This window comes from Helicobacter hepaticus ATCC 51449 (genome assembly GCF_000007905.1).
GTDB classification, from domain to species: domain Bacteria; phylum Campylobacterota; class Campylobacteria; order Campylobacterales; family Helicobacteraceae; genus Helicobacter_C; species Helicobacter_C hepaticus.
In genome coordinates this window covers 556,094-572,180 of record NC_004917.1, presented here as the reverse complement: position 1 = coordinate 572,180, position 16,087 = coordinate 556,094, and the positions used below count along the sequence as shown (strand labels likewise).

The 16,087-nt window shown below is 35.4% G+C and carries 14 protein-coding genes, 2 tRNA genes and 1 other RNA gene; 11 read left to right on the top strand and 6 right to left on the bottom strand.

The features are described from left to right. The first annotated feature begins 84 nt into the window (after window positions 1-84). The 3 genes from HH_RS02950 to HH_RS02940 all read left to right on the top strand — a co-directional run bounded on the left by HH_RS02950 (window position 85) and on the right by HH_RS02940 (window position 650). Window positions 85-396: a F0F1 ATP synthase subunit C gene (locus HH_RS02950; RefSeq protein ID WP_011115435.1), complete on the top strand. Its 312-nt coding sequence runs from the start codon at window positions 85-87 to the stop codon at window positions 394-396. 27 nt (window positions 397-423) lie between these two features. Next, window positions 424-508: transfer RNA gene (locus HH_RS02945), tRNA-Leu, on the top strand. Window positions 509-563: 55 nt separating this feature from the next. Then, a tRNA-Leu gene (locus HH_RS02940) sits at window positions 564-650 on the top strand. A gap of 16 nt (window positions 651-666) precedes the next feature. On the opposite strand, the gene HH_RS02935 is transcribed toward HH_RS02940, so the two are convergent. From HH_RS02935 to HH_RS02920, 4 genes are all read right to left on the bottom strand, one after another. Then, on the bottom strand, window positions 667-2,016 hold the full coding sequence (locus tag HH_RS02935; RefSeq protein WP_158295426.1) for a DUF2972 domain-containing protein: 1,350 nt from the start codon (window positions 2,014-2,016) through the stop codon (window positions 667-669). Between the two features lie 280 nt (window positions 2,017-2,296). Continuing rightward, complete coding sequence (gene radA / locus HH_RS02930; protein WP_011115433.1) at window positions 2,297-3,643, bottom strand: DNA repair protein RadA; 1,347 nt, start codon at window positions 3,641-3,643, stop codon at window positions 2,297-2,299. Next, window positions 3,643-4,524 (bottom strand): signal recognition particle-docking protein FtsY, encoded by an 882-nt coding sequence (gene ftsY / locus HH_RS02925; protein WP_011115432.1) that lies wholly within the window; start codon window positions 4,522-4,524, stop codon window positions 3,643-3,645. The genes radA and ftsY overlap by 1 nt, the downstream gene beginning before the upstream one ends. Then, window positions 4,521-5,210 carry a redoxin domain-containing protein gene (locus HH_RS02920; protein WP_011115431.1) on the bottom strand — a complete coding sequence of 230 codons (690 nt, stop codon included), beginning with the start codon at window positions 5,208-5,210 and terminating at the stop codon, window positions 4,521-4,523. Before HH_RS02920 ends, ftsY begins: the two co-directional genes overlap by 4 nt. Between HH_RS02920 and HH_RS02915 the strand changes: the two genes are divergently transcribed. Both HH_RS02915 and rny read left to right on the top strand, forming a co-directional pair. Beyond that, complete coding sequence (locus HH_RS02915; protein WP_011115430.1) at window positions 5,188-5,892, top strand: 5-formyltetrahydrofolate cyclo-ligase; 705 nt, start codon at window positions 5,188-5,190, stop codon at window positions 5,890-5,892. The two genes, HH_RS02920 and HH_RS02915, sit on opposite strands and share 23 nt — an antisense overlap. Next, window positions 5,819-7,390, top strand: coding sequence for a ribonuclease Y (gene rny, locus HH_RS02910; RefSeq protein WP_034366339.1), 1,572 nt, complete (start codon window positions 5,819-5,821; stop codon window positions 7,388-7,390). The genes HH_RS02915 and rny overlap by 74 nt, the downstream gene beginning before the upstream one ends. A gap of 81 nt (window positions 7,391-7,471) precedes the next feature. Here rny and HH_RS02905 read toward each other — a convergent pair whose 3' ends face one another. Beyond that, window positions 7,472-9,559: a heavy metal translocating P-type ATPase gene (locus HH_RS02905; RefSeq protein WP_011115428.1), complete on the bottom strand. Its 2,088-nt coding sequence runs from the start codon at window positions 9,557-9,559 to the stop codon at window positions 7,472-7,474. Between the two features lie 281 nt (window positions 9,560-9,840). Between HH_RS02905 and HH_RS02900 the strand changes: the two genes are divergently transcribed. Continuing rightward, complete coding sequence (locus HH_RS02900; protein ID WP_041309278.1) at window positions 9,841-11,220, top strand: SLC13 family permease; 1,380 nt, start codon at window positions 9,841-9,843, stop codon at window positions 11,218-11,220. A gap of 2 nt (window positions 11,221-11,222) precedes the next feature. On the opposite strand, the gene HH_RS02895 is transcribed toward HH_RS02900, so the two are convergent. Further along, window positions 11,223-11,696: a MarR family winged helix-turn-helix transcriptional regulator gene (locus HH_RS02895; RefSeq protein WP_011115426.1), complete on the bottom strand. Its 474-nt coding sequence runs from the start codon at window positions 11,694-11,696 to the stop codon at window positions 11,223-11,225. Between the two features lie 81 nt (window positions 11,697-11,777). On the opposite strand from HH_RS02895, the gene rnpB reads away from it, so the two are divergent. The 5 genes from rnpB to HH_RS02875 all read left to right on the top strand — a co-directional run bounded on the left by rnpB (window position 11,778) and on the right by HH_RS02875 (window position 16,075). Further along, window positions 11,778-12,115, top strand: an RNA gene (gene rnpB, locus HH_RS09260) — RNase P RNA component class A. Between the two features lie 90 nt (window positions 12,116-12,205). After that, window positions 12,206-12,775, top strand: coding sequence for a flagellar FLiS export co-chaperone (locus HH_RS02890; RefSeq protein ID WP_011115425.1), 570 nt, complete (start codon window positions 12,206-12,208; stop codon window positions 12,773-12,775). Next, a complete protein-coding gene (gltX, locus tag HH_RS02885; protein ID WP_011115424.1) occupies window positions 12,775-14,100 on the top strand; it encodes a glutamate--tRNA ligase in 1,326 nt (441 codons plus the stop codon). Before HH_RS02890 ends, gltX begins: the two co-directional genes overlap by 1 nt. Window positions 14,101-14,125: 25 nt before the next feature. After that, window positions 14,126-14,425 carry a YggT family protein gene (locus HH_RS02880; protein WP_011115423.1) on the top strand — a complete coding sequence of 100 codons (300 nt, stop codon included), beginning with the start codon at window positions 14,126-14,128 and terminating at the stop codon, window positions 14,423-14,425. 21 nt (window positions 14,426-14,446) lie between these two features. Beyond that, window positions 14,447-16,075 (top strand): lytic transglycosylase domain-containing protein, encoded by a 1,629-nt coding sequence (locus HH_RS02875; RefSeq protein ID WP_011115422.1) that lies wholly within the window; start codon window positions 14,447-14,449, stop codon window positions 16,073-16,075. The last annotated feature ends 12 nt before the right edge of the window (window positions 16,076-16,087 follow it).

The window sequence follows — 16,087 nt, the reverse complement described above, 5'->3', positions numbered from 1 at the left end:
AAATCTTAGGCATAATCTAGCCTCCAAAGTGTCAAGTAGGGGAATGAATCCGAACGGGCTTTGAGATAAAAAACGAGGTGTAAAATGAAATTTTTGGCTCTTTTATGTTTGGGAATGGTAGGCTTTGCTTTTGGTGCAGAAGTAAGTGGTTTGGATATGATTAAATCATATTCAATTGCTGGTGCTGTTATTGGTTTGGGGATAGCGGCACTTGGTGGTGCTATTGGTATGGGACACGCTGCTGCTGCGACAATTTCAGGAACAGCACGTAATCCCGGAATTAGTGGTAAATTGCTCGGAACAATGTTTATTGCGCTTGCTTTGATTGAAGCACAAGTTATTTATACATTGGTTTTAGCTCTTATTGCTCTTTACGCTAATCCTTTCCTTTCTTAATTGATTTCTCCCCATTGTGGGGAGTATGCGCTGGTGGTGGAATTGGTAGACACACCATCTTGAGGGGGTGGCGGGGCGACCCGTGCGAGTTCAAGTCTCGCTCAGCGCACCATCTTCTTTTAAGTATCAAGTGCAAAACCTTAATTTTATCTTCTTAGAAATTTTATGCCGGAGTGGTGAAACTGGTAGACGCGCTAGACTCAAAATCTAGTAGGGGCAACCCTGTGTCGGTTCGAGTCCGACCTTCGGCACCATTTTACGAAGCAGGGATTAATTTTCCCTACATACTCTTTCAAACTCTTTATAATATTTCCAAGATTCTATAATGTCAGGGCGTTCTTGTTTAATAAGGCTTAAATGTTCATCTAGAATACTTTTGAATTTTTGTCTTATTTTTGGATTTTTTTCCATAAATTCAAGCACATCTTTTTCGCTAAACTTCTTTAATTTTTCTCTTTCATTTTGTGAAATCAGCTCTTGTATAAGTTCTTGCAAATAAGATTTTGTTTGTGTATATAGCTCTCCATTGGCTCTTAGGTATTCTAAGTTTTCTCTTTGTATGCCTATACAAATAGTATCGTGTTTTAAAGCACCTAACATTTCAATGCTAATATCTACCAATTCATTGATATAAAATTTTTTAATAATATAGATTGTGATTTTTTTATCGCAAGATTTGTCATATATATACATTACTAGAGGCAGTAATCCGCCAAAATCTGTGTTTTTTGCTAAGAAAAATTCCCTATCTTCTTCTTTTGGTGGTGGCACATTAAAAATTTTTGCAAATTTGCATAGAGTTGGTATTGTCCTCTCTCCCACTATTTCAGGCATATCCATAAATTCAACTTTTTCTGCTGTAAGATTTATCATTTCCTTAAATAGCATACCATCGTGAAAACACATATAAGTAAAGCTCACCCAAAATGGAATTTCTTTTACGCTTGGATATAGATACCCACCAGAATATCGCACCAAAGAAGAAACAATTTCTTTTGGATTGTGTCCTAAGTTAAAGCTAGTGAGTGCTTTTTCTGGTCTTCTTTTTACCCCTACATAATGTTTTAACATACTTATTGGGTCTCTCACTTGGTTTAAAATCATTATTCTTGGCTTTTGAATTAGAAAATGTAATTTTTTGGCATTTTGATTCATAGCAGGAAGATAATCTCTTATTAAGAGCACTCTAGCACCATTATTTAAAGCATTATAAAGTATTTTATAAACTTTTATTACACAAAAAAGATTATCTGGTAGCATAATAATGGAAATACCTAATTTTTGTATAAAACTAGAAAATATACTGCCAACTCCGTGAGATTCAAACTTTACCATATCACTTTGAGGCAACGGCACATTCAAATCCCAAGCAGTTCCTGCGGGGATACTCTCATAATTTAGATTGGAATAAGGATTCTTAGAATCTTTAGTTAATCTCTCTGGATTAAGTAAAGGAGGATAAGGGTGATTTTTATCTATATATTGTTCTTTAAACTCTTTAGATTCTATCCAAGAAATAATCTCCTCATAATGTTGAGAGATAAAGACTAAAGTTGGAGTATGAGTTGTTAAAATATGAAATCTTTTTAGAATATTATAAATATGAAACTTATGAGGCATATGAGATACAAAGATAATATAGAACATCTCTAGTTTTTGAAAGAAATGTTGATAAAAAGATGTTTGCTTAAATACTCTTTTTTTCTTTCTTGCATTATATGCAAGAGCAAACCTTAAACCTTTTCTTTTAAGAATCCTTATTGTTTTGGAACGATTATGTGCCCCCCCCCCCGTTTAGATGCAAAAAAATTACCCCCAAATCATCAAATTCTTGTAAGATACAATTATAATATTTTTTACTAAAAAATCAAAGTTTTTATTTATCAACAATTTGATAATTTCACATCCACTCTAAAATCCTGCTTACCTCATTTGTTTCAAAACATTTAAGTGTAGATGAGGGGTTAGATGGTTTTTTGGCAAGTATAACTTTGTTAAAACCATAGCTTTCAAGCTCTTTTAAACGTGTATCAATATTGCTTACTTCTCGTATATCGCCTGTGAGTGAAACTTCGCCTATAAAAGCAGTTTTTGCATTAAGAGGGCGATTACGAAAGCTTGAGATGATGCTTGCAATTACAGCAAGGTCTGCGCTTGGTTCATTGATTTTAATGCCGCCTGCAACATTGACAAAGACATCATAGCGCCCTAATGGAAGTTCAAGTTTGCGTTCTAAGAGAGCAAGAAGCATATTGAGGCGATTAGTATCAAAGCCTGTGCACGAGCGTTTAGGATAAGAAGATTCACTCACAAGTGCTTGAATCTCAATAACAAGCGCACGACTTCCTTCAAGTATCACAGCTATAGCACTTCCTGCTTGAGCACTTTTTTGCGTAAAAAAGAGTTTTGAAGCATTTTTAGCGCTTACTAATCCTCCCTCTTTCATCTCAAAAATACCAATTTCGCTTGTCGTGCCAAAGCGATTTTTAAATCCCCTTAACATTCTAAGCTCTCGGCTTGGATCTCCTTCAAAATACAGCACACAATCTACCATATGTTCTAAAATTCTTGGTCCAGCAATTGAACCTTCTTTGGTAATATGTCCGATGATAAAAATGCTTATATTGCGCTCCTTAGCAAGTCTCATAAGTGCAAAAGTAACTTCGCGCACCTGTGAGATAGAACCAGGTGCAGAAGTAATATCGGGAGAATAAATCGTTTGGATAGAATCTATCACACATAGAGCATATTGCTGCTCATCAAGTGCATTTTGAATGATATTTAAATCAATTTCATTAAGCAAAAACAAATCTTCGCTTATCGCCCCAAGCCTAGAGGCACGCATTTTGATTTGTCCCGCACTCTCTTCACCGCTTACATAAAGAACCTTTTTGTGAATGTGTTTGGCAATTTCTCCAGCGATTTTCAGTAAAAGCGTGGATTTTCCTACTCCCGGACTCCCCCCTATAAGGTATAATCCGCCCGGGACAATGCCTCCACCTAATACAATATCCAATTCTTCTTCAAAGGAGCTAAAGCGCTCAATATTTTCAAAGCTTACTTGTGTGATAGGGATAGCATTTGACAAGTTTTGAGGATTGCTTTTGAGGGATTTTGTGATTTTTATTTGACTAGGTTTAAGTTCTATAAGCGAATCCCAACTTCCACAGCTACTGCATTTACCAAGCCATTTTGCACTTTGCCACCCGCAAAATTGACATTCAAAAATGGAAGTTTTTTTTGCCATTAATGTCCTTGATAAATACTATCAAGCAAGATTCTTACATATTCTTTAGAATCAAAAGGGATAAGGTCATTTTCCCTTTCGCCTATACCAATGTATAAAATAGGTATGTTTAGCTCATTTACGATACTAAAGAGCGCACCACCTTTGCTTGTGCCATCAAGTTTTGTGATGATAATACCATCAAAATCAATATTTTTTGAAAATATCCGCACTTGATTAATAGCTGAACTTCCTTGTGTGCCATCAAGAACAAGAAATTTGCGCAGAGGCTTATCTCCAAGAGCCTTTTGACTTACGCGCACGATTTTTAAAAGCTCGTTGTTAAGATTGGTGTGGTTGTGCAAACGCCCAGCTGTATCTATATAGAGTTCATCAATATTTTTAGCAATCGCAGAATTGATACTATCAAATGCTACTGCGCTTGGGTCGTGCATATGCTGTGTTGCAATTACAGGAATCTGCAACTTTTCTCCCCAAAGTTTAAGTTGCTCTATTGCTGCTGCGCGAAATGTATCTCCTGCTGCTAACATCACCTTTTTATTTTGTGTTTGAGCAAGGTGAGCAAGTTTAGCAATTGTTGTGGTTTTGCCTGCGCCATTTACACCTACAATAAGCGTTACAAGAGGCTTGGGTGGTATGTTAGACAAGTTTGATGTTTGGTCTTTTATATCAAGTAATTTTAAAAGCTCTTTGTTTAATGTCTCACGCGATATATAAGAGGGGAGATTTTCAAGTAAGGATTCTATAAGTTCATATTCAAGGTCGCATTCAATTAGAATCTCTTCTAGCTCTTCTTTAGCACATTTATCTTTTTTAGAGCCAAGAAGCGAGGTAATATTTTGAGTCGTTTTTTGAAGTGTTTTACTAAGAGCAGAAATCATTGAGCTTCTTGTGCTGGGATATTTGGGCTAAGAGTATCAGCTGTGTTGTCCATATCTTCTTGTTCTTCTGGGGTAAGATTTTGCATTTCGCTTTGAGCTTTTGCATCAAGCTGGTCTTGAATCTGATAGCGTATATCAAGCTCTATCATCTCTTCTGGCACAAGTCCTACATAATCAATAACTTTTTCCCCTTGTATATCATAGAGTGCAATATAGCTTTGTTTGTCATCTTTATTAAGAAAATTAAGCAGATTCTTATTATCTGTTGGCGCATAAAGCTTAAATTGTGGATTGAGGGCATCAATTTCTTGTTGAAGATGTGCAATATCCTCTTTTGGGCTAATAGCGATAATAGAGATAAATTCTTGATATTTATTATATAAATCTAAAATATGGAGCAATTCATTTTGGCACTCAATACAATCTTTAGAAATAAAAAAGAGTAAAGTAGGACGTTGTGTTTCGCTTTTAAAGATACTTTGAGTTTGATTTGTCTTAAAGCGCAAAGATTCATTTTGAGTGTTTGTAACTTCAATGCTTAAAATCTCATCTTTGTTTCCCTCAAAACCAAAAACATCTTTATCTCTATCGCCTTCATCGCTACACGCTCCTAATGTCGCAACCAATAAAAACCCTATAAGTAGATGTGTAATATGCCGAGTATTGAGAATCTGTGCTATTTTCATACTATTTTACTCTCCATTTTTATCTTTTGGGGTATCATTATACCCAAAAAAAGGATTAACAATTACCAAACAAGACTTTAGATTAAGTGCAAAGGCACGATTAAATCAACGCTCTATTTATGGATATTTCGCGGATAAATCTTTGAATAGATTTCTTTTGACTTACCTGCAAGCAAAAAGTGTTCGCAATATCCTCGTATATATGCCCTTTGGCAATGAAGTAGATATTTTTCCTCTTATTTGCAAACTTCGCAAAAAAAAATATCGTGTTTTTGTTCCTTTTATACAAGAACTTAGCTTTAAAATGATACCATTACGAATGCCGTTTCATAAAAATAAATACGGCATTTATGAGTCAAATAATTCTACATTTAAATTAATAAAAGTTGATGCAGTGATTATCCCTGTTTTGGGCATTGACAAGCATTTTAGACGAATAGGTTTTGGGAGGGGTATGTATGATAGGTTTATGTCCCATCTTAAAGGCAAAGTTCATACTATTTTTGTAGCAAGAAGTCCAAACTACGCTGCAAGCGTTATTACAGAGCACTATGATGTGCAGGGGGATTGTTTTTTTACACCATCAGCTTTATGTATAAGGAAGCACAATGGGAGTATGGTATGCAATAGGAAGCATAATCTTTGGGTTATTAGTCGGCGTGAGTGTATATCTCATCAGTAGAAAGATATTTCATTCTAATTCTCAAATAATTATTGAGCAAGCCAAAGCGAAAGCTAAAGCGATTGAATATGAAGCGCAGAATATACTTCAAAAACATCATATGCAGATAAAAGAGGAGCAAATGCGCTTAAAGCAAGAATATGAGCAAGAGTGTGCAACATTGCACAAAAATTATGAATCTCGTCTTGCTAAACTTGATAAAGAAGAAAGTAATCGTTATCAGCAGCTTAATAATCAAAAACAAGAAGTAGAAAAAGAAAAGCAAGAGATTGCCGAGCTTAAAGTGCGTCTTTTGCGTTCTCAAGGAGAGCAAGACAAGCTCAAGCAAGAATATCAACATATCAAAAAAGAGATGCTTGATGTTCTTTCAAAATATGCTCAAATGACAAGAGAGGAAGCCACAAATATTTTGCTTTCTCATCTTGAAGAGGAGCTTATTGAAGAGAAAGCATTTCTTATTCGGCGTTATGAAAAGCAAGCGTATGATGAAGCCAAAAAACAAGCAAATTTCGTTCTAGCTCAAGCTACTACGCGTTATGCAGGGGATTTTGCTACTGAGCGATTGGTAAATGTAATTAATCTACCTAATGATGAACTCAAAGGTCGTATTATTGGCAAAGAGGGGCGTAATATTAAGACTTTAGAGACAATTAGTGGTGTTGATGTCATTGTTGATGATACGCCCGGTAGCATTATTTTAAGCAGTTTTAATCTCTATCGCCGTGCTATTGCGACAAAGACAATAGAGAAACTTGTTGAAGATGGTCGCATTCAGCCCTCACGCATTGAAGAAGTCTATGAGCGCGTAAAAGATGAGATGGACGAGCAAATGCGCCAAGATGGTGAAAATATCGTGCTTGATATGGAACTTGGTTATATGCACCCAGAGTTGAAATTTTTGCTTGGTAAAATGCGCTATCGTGCATCATTTGGGCAAAATGCACTTGGGCATTCCATTGAGGTGGCTAATCTCGCAGCGATTATTGCAGGAGAGCTTGGAGGTGATGAAAAACTTGCGCGTAGAGCAGGAATTTTGCACGATATTGGTAAAGCTCTCACACAAGAGTTAGGAGGTAGTCACGTAGATTTGGGTGTGGAAGTTTGCACTTGCTATAAGGAACACCCCGTGGTTATTAATGCAATCAAAGCTCATCACGGCTATGAGGAGATTCAAAGCATTGAATGTGCAGCAGTGTGTGCAGCAGATACCCTCTCAGCTGCTCGTCCGGGTGCCAGGAGAGAAGCGTTAGAGAATTTCTTAAAACGTATGCAAGATATTGAACGCATAGCTATGGATAAAATTGGTGTAAAACAAGCGTATGCAATTAATGCTGGACGCGAAGTTCGTGTGATTGCTCGTGCAGATTTAGTAAGCGATGGGCAAAGCGTTATTCTTGCGCGAGAAATTGCCAAAGAGATAGAATCTACTTTGCAATATCCCGGAGAAATTAAAGTGAGTGTCATACGAGAAACAAGAGCGGTTGAATTTGCACGATAGGATAAAAAGTTTTTTAAAGAGCAGATGCGTAATGGAATTAACAAATAAAAAATAAAGAAAACATACTTGGAATGCAAAGGCTTAATTTTTAGAGCGTGGAGGGCGCATAGCATTCAAAAGTGCTAAAAGTGCTATGCCGACATCACCAAATACAGCAAGCCACATATTTGCTATGCCCATTATACTCAAAATAATCAGCACGAGTTTGCTTGCTAGTGCAAAGCTAATATTTTGCCAAGTAATAGAGCGTGTATGATGAGCGATTTTAAATGCTTGCACAAGCCCTTGAAGCGAATTATGTTGTAAAATGATATCCGCACTTTCTTTGCTAATATCATTACTAGTTTCTCCGGTATTGATACTTATGCCCACATCACTGCGTCTAAGCACTATTGCATCATTAATGCCATCACCCACAAATGCAATTTTTTCCTGCCATTGTTCCATAAATTCAGCTAGTTTTTGTTCTTTTTGTGCGGGTAAAAGATTCCCATAAGCGTGAGATATACCTAGCTCTTTAGCAAGGCAATCTACATTGGTTTGATTATCTCCACTAAGAATTGCGAAATGTTTTATACCATAGTGTTTGAGCATTTTTAAATCATCTTTTATTCCCTCTTTAATTTTATCTCCGATAAGGATATGCCCCACATAAGTTCCTTTAAGTGCGACATATATGGTTGTATGGGGTGTATGTATAGGTGTAAAGGAGATATGATTTTCCTGCATAAGCGCAGCATTTCCTGCGAGAATCTCGCCTTTATCACTCAAAAGTCGCACACCCTTACCACTTATTTCCTCATAAGATTCTATATGGCACATTGTGTTAAGGTGATTTTTGATACAAGTAGCTATTGGGTGATTTGAGTTTTGTTCTGCTAATGAAGCAATTTCAAGTAAGTCTTGCTGCGTGTAGCCTTCATTTGGCACAATACTAAGAATTTCAAATGTGCCAAGCGTAAGCGTTCCTGTTTTATCAAAGATAATATTTTTTACTTGAGCAAGGGTTTCAAGGTAAGTTGAGCCTTTAAATAAAATCCCTTTGGCACTTGCTTGCCCAATGGCAGCGAAGTATCCCAAAGGCACAGCAATAACAAGTGCACAAGGACAGCTTATCATCATTACTACAAGTGCGCGATAAACCCATTCGTGCCATTGTTCATCAAAAAGAGGTGGGATAAGAGCGAGACTTAGAGAAAGAAAAAAAATAATAGGCGTATAAATACGAGCAAAAGAAGTAATTACTTTTTGCGTTTTGGCTTTATTTGCGCTTGCTTCCTGTGTAAGCTTGGCAATTTTAGCAATATGAGAATCTTTAAAGGGTTTTTCTACGCGCACTTCAAGCATAGCAGTTGTATTGATTGCTCCTGCGATAATACTTTGCCCCTCATTTATACTCACAGGCACGCTCTCTCCATTAATTGAGCGCATATCTAAATAACTTTTTCCTTTAAGCACTATGCCATCAGTGGGGATTTTTTCTCCTACCTTAATAACGATAATATCTCCTACACTCAATTCTTGTGGGTGCAAGTCTTGTAAAGTGTCATTATGCTTTTTGTGTGCTATATCAGGCATAATTTGCAAAAGTGCATTGATAGAGCGTTTAGATTTTTGCACTGCAAGAGATTCTAAAAATTCACCTACACGAAAAAAAAGCATAACTGCTACAGCTTCGCTTATCTCACCAATACACAATGCTGCGAGTGTGGCAAAAAGCATAAGGGAGTGTTCATCAAAAAATAGTTTATTTTTGCAATTTCTCCAAGTTGCGCTAAATATAGGTATTCCTGAACCTATATAAACTATACTAAGTAAAATATAAGCAACAATGGGAGGAATATATAGAGAATCTATATGAAGTGCAGCCATACAAAAGATGAATATGGCTATAAAAATACTTATAGAGAGTAATTCGTGTGAATGTTTTGTATCTTCTTGTAGTGGAGAGATATAAGATGAAGATGTTTCTAATACGCTCACTTGTGGTTCTATATGTGTGATAGTGTGTATAACTTTTGTGAGATTATCTGTATAGATATAAAGCATATTCGTGCTAAAATCAATATTAGCTTCTTTTGTATTTGGGAGTGCATTGAGTGCATCTTCTATGCGCTGTGCACAATTTGCGCAATCAATACCTTTAAGTATAAGAATATGCTGCTTCATAAAAAATCCTTATATTCTATAAATAGATATGATTATGGCATAAATTTGTAAATATACATATAGGGGGTATATGTATAAAATAAATGAGAACAGAATAAAAAGGATTGGTTGAAATATTTTGTGATATAATCCTACACTTTAACTCAATATATTTAAGGACATTTGTGCCACGAGGAAGAAGAAAAAAACCACAAGAACAATCCACAAACGAACAAGAAAAAAAAGATAATACAACAAATATACAAGATGTTCAGGGGACAGAAGAGATTCTTACACAAGAGATGCCAAAGCAAGAGCGTTTTATTAAAATAGTCATCGGTATGGTAGTAGCTCTTGTGCTTGGTTTAATAGCTGCAGCATTAGCAAGATTCTATCTTGAAGCATCTTTTAAGGTTTCAGCGCTTCTTGGCATTATTGCCTTGCTTGTTACGCTTTGGACAAACAAAGCTTTACCCTTAGGGGTCGTTTCGCTTTTGCCCATCATTCTTTTTCCAAGTTTTGGGATTTTAGATACTAAAAGTGCCACACAAAATTATGCAAATCCTATTATTTATCTATTTTTGGGCGGTTTTATGTTGGCGACTGCGACGGAAAAAATTGGTTTACATCGTGTTATAGCTAAAAAATTCTTAGGGCTTTTTCCAAGCACTCCAAAAGGTGTAATATCTGCGCTTGGATTAGCTTCTGTGGTTTTAGGCACAGCACTTTCAAATTCTACAACTGCTATTTTACTCCTGCCTATCGCACTCTCAATCACGCAAGATTATTTTTTAAAAATGCGTTTTTTACTTGCAGTTGCTTTTGGTGCAAGCATTAGTGGTATTACTACACCTATTGGTTCTCCACCTAATTTGATATTTTTAGGATTCTTGGAACGTTTGGGTTTTGATGGTATAAGCTTTACCACTTGGATTTTTATAATGGCACCATTAACTTGCCTTATGCTTTATGCAATGATTTATATCCTTTCGCGCAATACGAATGAATATCATTTAGAAATAAATGTTTTTGCTGATGTAGAAGTGAGCTCTGCACATAAACGTCTCCTCTTTTTTATTGTTGCACTCCTTGTGCTTCTTTTTATTAATTCTCCTATTAAACCTTTTTATAATGGCTTAGGCTTGAATGAAAATATTATTTTGCTTGCCTTTGGACTTTTAATGTTTGTGCCAAAAATTGGTTTTTTAGATTGGGATGATTCTAAATCAATCCCCTATGAGCTTATATTTTTATTTGGCGCAGGGTTTTGTATTGCTACTGCTTTTTCTCAATCTGAACTTAGTAGTGCCTTTGAAGGATTTTTTGCACAATTTTCGGGATTGCCTTTTATCATATTTTTATTTTTAGCTTGTATATGTGCGCTTATTGCCACAGGTTTTTTAAATACTACTGCACTCATTGCAATTTTGCTCCCTATTGTTTATACTGCTACGCAGTCATTTTTAGTTAGCAATGAAGCCACAATTACAATGCTTGCTCTTACTATTTGTGCAAGTTTTTCTTTTATGATACCCATATCTACGCCACCTAATGCTATCGTTTTCTCTCAAGGCAATATTAAAGCGTGGGATATGGTAAGATTTGGTTTTTTATTAAGCCTTGTAGGGCTTGTAGCTGTCCCAATTTTTGCTTTTATCTACTGGCGATGGTTTTTGGGGTAGCTTTATGTAGAAATAGAATCTGCCCCCCCCCCCGTTAATTTTTGTTTTTTAAAGCTTGATTGAAGTGTGAGACGAATGCGATGCAGTATGTCAAAACAAATATCAATTTCTTCTTGAGAGCATTGTGCTCGGAGAAGTTCTTCTGTTTTTTTGATTTTTTCTTTCATATATGAAACAGCTTTCTTGCCGCTTGCAGTAAGAGTAAGGGATAGAGTGCGTTGGTTATGAGATGTTTGATTTTTTATACAGAATCCTTTTTTAACAAGAGAATTGACTTCGCGAGAAATAGTTGCTTTATTTTTGTTTAATCCTTTGGCAATTTGGCTAATACAAGTATGTGGATTTTCTGAAACCATAAGGAGAATTATTCCTTGTTCAAAACTAAGTTGGTAAGTTTTAAGTTCATTAATAAAAAACATTTGTAAGTATCGTGCAGTCTCTCCAACTTGATGACCGATAAAGTGTTGTGTGTCCATTATTGAGTTAAATCCTCTAAAAGCTGAGTTTAAATACAGATATAGACATTGATTATAACAAAATTTGCTATAATTTACGCTTAGGCATAGTAGGTGGTTGCTTTTGATTACAAAAGAGGAAAGTCCGAGCTACAAAGACAGGATTCCATTTAACGAATGGCTAGGGTAACCTAAGGGAAAGTGCAACAGAAAATTACCGCCTTATAGAATCTTAAGATCTTAAGGTAAGGGTGAAAAGGTGAGGTAAGAGCTCACCGGTCTTTCAGCAATGTTAGGCGTCTATGCAAACCCAATTCGTAGCAAGAAGAATATGGTTAAAGTCTTAAGATAATAAATTCTTCGCTTGAGATATGTTGTGAAACATATCCTAGATAAATAGCCACCCACGACAGAACTCGGCTTATCGCTATGCCTATTTTGATTACATTGATACATTAACTTTCTTTAAAATTTATTATGGAACAAAAGATGCTTAAAATGAATAACTCTAAAATGTGATGAGGTTAAAAATGCAAGATATTTTATCTACTCTGCAGAGACATATAAACGCACAATTTACTGATGAAATGGGACAACCTATGTCTGCCCAAAGTGCGAGAGCTATCCATAGATTCAGTGAGGATATTAAAGGTGCAAATGAATTTATAGGTGCGCTCCAAAGTGCCTCTATTGCTCTTAAAAAGCTCCTCAAGCTTGCTCAAAGTGTAGATATTCAAAGTCAAGATATACAAATTGCTCAAGTTAAAAGTGCTATGCAGGAAATTATAAATAATACTTCATTTATGGGTGTTAAACTTTTTGATACGCAGCTACATACGCATTTAAATACAAAAACTTATACTATCACGATTGATAATCCTATGTCGCTTTGTGAAAGTACATCACATACACCATCTTGCGCAAACACCCCTATGGATTCGTTTATCTCTTATGTAGAGGAAAAAACAAATGAAATCACTCAAATGCTCCTTGATTTAAGCGAAGCTCTGATAGAACCTACAAATCCTAAGCAAGAGAATGGTTATAATTTTGAGGAGTTTAATCCGCAAGCATTTACTCAAATGTTTAAAGGAAGATAATGCTACGTTTTGCTCCATCTCCTACGGGTGATATGCACATTGGGAATCTAAGAGCTGCCATTTTTAATTACATCATAGCCAAGCAGCAAAATCAAAAATTTTTAATTCGTATTGAGGATACAGATATTGCGCGTAATATTGTAGATAAAGACAAAGAGATTCTTAATTTACTCAATCTTTTTGGTTTATTATGGGATAATCTTGTTTATCAAAGTAGCAATTTTGAACGTCATCGTCAGCTTGCACAGCATCTTATCTCAAAGGATTTGGCTTTTTATTGTTATTGTTCTAAAGAGTTTTTAGAATCCAAACGACTTGAGGCAAAAGAACAAAAAAAACCTTTTCGTTATGATCCTTCTTGGGCAGAAATTGAAAAATCAAGTAACACTAAGCCTGTGGTGCGTATTCGAGGAGCAAGTGAGGCTATTAGTTTTGAAGATGCCATCAAAGGCACATTGCGTTTTGAGGCACACGAAATAGATAGTTTTGTAATTTTAAAAGAAGATGGTATTCCTACATACAATTTTGCCTGCGCAATTGATGATATGCTCTATGATATAAGTTTTATTGTGCGTGGCGAAGACCACGTAAGTAACACACCTCGTCAGATTCTTATTCATCGTGCTTTAGGTTATGATAAGGTATTAGGATACGCGCATTTGCCTATTATACTTGGAGAGAGTGGGAGTAAAATGAGCAAACGCGATAATGCTTCATCAGTAGCTTGGTTACTTGAAGAGGGGTTTTTACCTCAAGCTATTATGAATTATCTTATTTCAATGGGAAATCACACACCTACAGAAGTATTTAAACTTCAAGACGCTTATAATTGGTTTGATATTAAAAATATTGCCAAATCGCCTGTAAAATTTGATATTAAAAGACTTCGTTTTTTGAATAGAGAGCATCTCAAAATGCTCAATGAACAAGAATTTGCTCTTTTGCTTGATAGCAAAGATAGCTCCATAGGCGCACTTGGAAAACTACATTTGCAAGAGGCAAGCACTTTAAATGAGATTCGCTCTAAAATAGAACGTATTTTTAGCCCAAAATGTATTGCCCAAAATGAAGAGGGTGAAAATTTTGAAAATGAGTGTAAAATTCTCTATGATATTTTGCATCAAATGATAGAATCTTATGATGAATCTTTAAATGACTATGACACATTTAAAAATGCACTTATGGCAAAAAGCTCTCTTAAGGGTAAAAAGTTTTTTAAACCTTTACGGATACTTCTTACGGGGCAAACTCAAGGTTTAGAGTTGAGTGAAATCTATCCATATTTGCGCTTTTTCTTGCGTGATATTGTGCGTTTAAGCAAGTAAATCCAATTAAGGAAGGAATAAAGGAATGGTTTTAGGCACATTTTTAAGCGCAGTAGCTACGATTGTGAGTATGCTGATAAATCTCTATGTGTGGATTATTGTCATTGCTGCACTTATAAGTTGGGTGCGTCCTGACCCTTTTAACCCTATTGTGCAAGTGCTTAACCGCCTTACCCAACCATTTTATGCAAAAATACGTTCAATCATACCAACAACTATTAATGGTATAGATTTTTCTCCCTTAATTGCGGCAGTAGTGCTTAAATTTATTGATTTATCTCTCGTGCAGATTCTTATGCAATATGCAGCAAGACTTAGTATCTAGCAAACACAAGGGGAGAAAGTTATGAGAGTATTTGTATTATTGTTTTTGTGCTGTGTTTTAAGTTATGCACATACAGAAATTACGCTTGATTTTTTAAAATCTAAACCTAAGGGCTTGGCAAGAGATTTTTATATTTGGCAATTTCTCTCTGATGAGCAAACGAGCCTTAAAGATGCACTTAAAGCTTATGAACTTATTTTTCGTAGAACTTCAAAGCTAGATAGTCTTATGAGTGCTAAGGGAAAAGTAAGTGAGCTTCCACGTAATCTTTATTGTCAGCGTTTGAGTTTTGATAAGCTTAAAACTCAAGATCTTTCCTGCATTAAAGCTGGATTAAACCTTGCTAATATTCCTTCTATGCCACAAAAAAACAAAGATTTTTTACTCAAAAAATTTCAAAATGACCCAGCTTTTAGAAAACGCATTGAGATTTTAATCAATCCTAATATTCTTACGGGTATGCTCAATAGTGATGCGCAAACTTTTGCTAGCATTTATCGTGCATTAAGGGCAAATCAGCGCACACAGATTCTTAATCAAGATATTAAGCCACAAGCACTTAAAAAGCTTGCTGATGAAAATAATACAGCTTTTAATAATATGCTTCAAAGCATTATTATTACACAGGATAAAAGCTATGATAAGTTTAAAAAGTCCCTTATAGGAGCAAATATCACAGGAGCAGATTCTTATACGCTTTTTATGTTAGGACTAAATGAAATTTTACACCAAAAGCCAAAAGCAGCACTTGAATACTTTAAACGTTCATATTCAAATGCTACAACACCTATGCAGAAAAATCGTTCATTATTTTGGCAATATCGTTTGAGTAATGATAATAAAGTGCTTGAAACTCTTGGGGCAAGCACAAATGTAGATTTATATACGATTTATGCACATCAAAAACTCGGCGTTGAGCCAAGTTATCAAGTCGTTACACATTTAGAGAATCTCTCGCCTAAAAAACCCAAATTTGATATTAAAGACCCTTTTCAATGGCAGCTTTTAAAAGAAAATCTTGCTCAAATTAAAAGCGATAAAGATTTAAAAGAATTAAGTAAGCATTTTGCCTATGAGGATACAAGCGCACATTTTGCTTATATGCTTAATCAGCTTAATAGATTTAAAATTCATTATTTTATTACTCCCTTTAGCAATAAAATCAAGTGGAAAAATGACCACGAAAAAGCCTTTACTTATGCTGTTGCTAAGCAAGAAAGCATACTTTTACCAGCCCTTGTTTCAACTTCGTATGCGCTTGGTATGATGCAGATTATGCCCTTTAATGTGCAGCCTTTTGCCAAAAGTTTAAAACGTGATAATATCAGCTTAGAAGATATGTTTGACCCCGTTACTGCACTTGAATTTGGAACATTTTATCTTAATGATTTATCACGTGAATTTAAACACCCACTTTTTGTTTCTTATGCCTATAATGGTGGTCCAGGATTTTTACGTCGCACACTTAAGAGTAAAACTCTTTTTTTGAAAAAACGTGATTATGAGCCGTGGCTTTCTATGGAGCTTATTCCTTATAAAGAATCTCGTGATTATGGACTTAGAGTATTGGCAAATTATATTGTTTATCAAGCAAGCTTTGGGAATAATATCAATCTTGAAAATTATTTAAAACAAACACTTGTAAATTAATAAGGAGATTTT

What these genes read in the sequence shown, in the direction of transcription:
- HH_RS02875 (WP_011115422.1), top strand. Translation starts at nt 14,447, where the DNA reads ATGAGAGTATTTGTATTATTGTTTTTGTGCTGTGTTTTAAGTTATGCA.
- radA (WP_011115433.1), bottom strand. Translation starts at nt 3,643, where the DNA reads ATGGCAAAAAAAACTTCCATTTTTGAATGTCAATTTTGCGGGTGGCAA.
- HH_RS02935 (WP_158295426.1), bottom strand. Translation starts at nt 2,016, where the DNA reads ATGCCTCATAAGTTTCATATTTATAATATTCTAAAAAGATTTCATATT.
- HH_RS02890 (WP_011115425.1), top strand. Translation starts at nt 12,206, where the DNA reads ATGCAAGATATTTTATCTACTCTGCAGAGACATATAAACGCACAATTT.
- HH_RS02950 (WP_011115435.1), top strand. Translation starts at nt 85, where the DNA reads ATGAAATTTTTGGCTCTTTTATGTTTGGGAATGGTAGGCTTTGCTTTT.
- HH_RS02880 (WP_011115423.1), top strand. Translation starts at nt 14,126, where the DNA reads ATGGTTTTAGGCACATTTTTAAGCGCAGTAGCTACGATTGTGAGTATG.
- rny (WP_034366339.1), top strand. Translation starts at nt 5,819, where the DNA reads ATGGGAGTATGGTATGCAATAGGAAGCATAATCTTTGGGTTATTAGTC.
- HH_RS02900 (WP_041309278.1), top strand. Translation starts at nt 9,841, where the DNA reads ATGCCAAAGCAAGAGCGTTTTATTAAAATAGTCATCGGTATGGTAGTA.
- HH_RS02920 (WP_011115431.1), bottom strand. Translation starts at nt 5,210, where the DNA reads ATGAAAATAGCACAGATTCTCAATACTCGGCATATTACACATCTACTT.
- HH_RS02895 (WP_011115426.1), bottom strand. Translation starts at nt 11,696, where the DNA reads ATGGACACACAACACTTTATCGGTCATCAAGTTGGAGAGACTGCACGA.
- HH_RS02905 (WP_011115428.1), bottom strand. Translation starts at nt 9,559, where the DNA reads ATGAAGCAGCATATTCTTATACTTAAAGGTATTGATTGCGCAAATTGT.
- ftsY (WP_011115432.1), bottom strand. Translation starts at nt 4,524, where the DNA reads ATGATTTCTGCTCTTAGTAAAACACTTCAAAAAACGACTCAAAATATT.
- gltX (WP_011115424.1), top strand. Translation starts at nt 12,775, where the DNA reads ATGCTACGTTTTGCTCCATCTCCTACGGGTGATATGCACATTGGGAAT.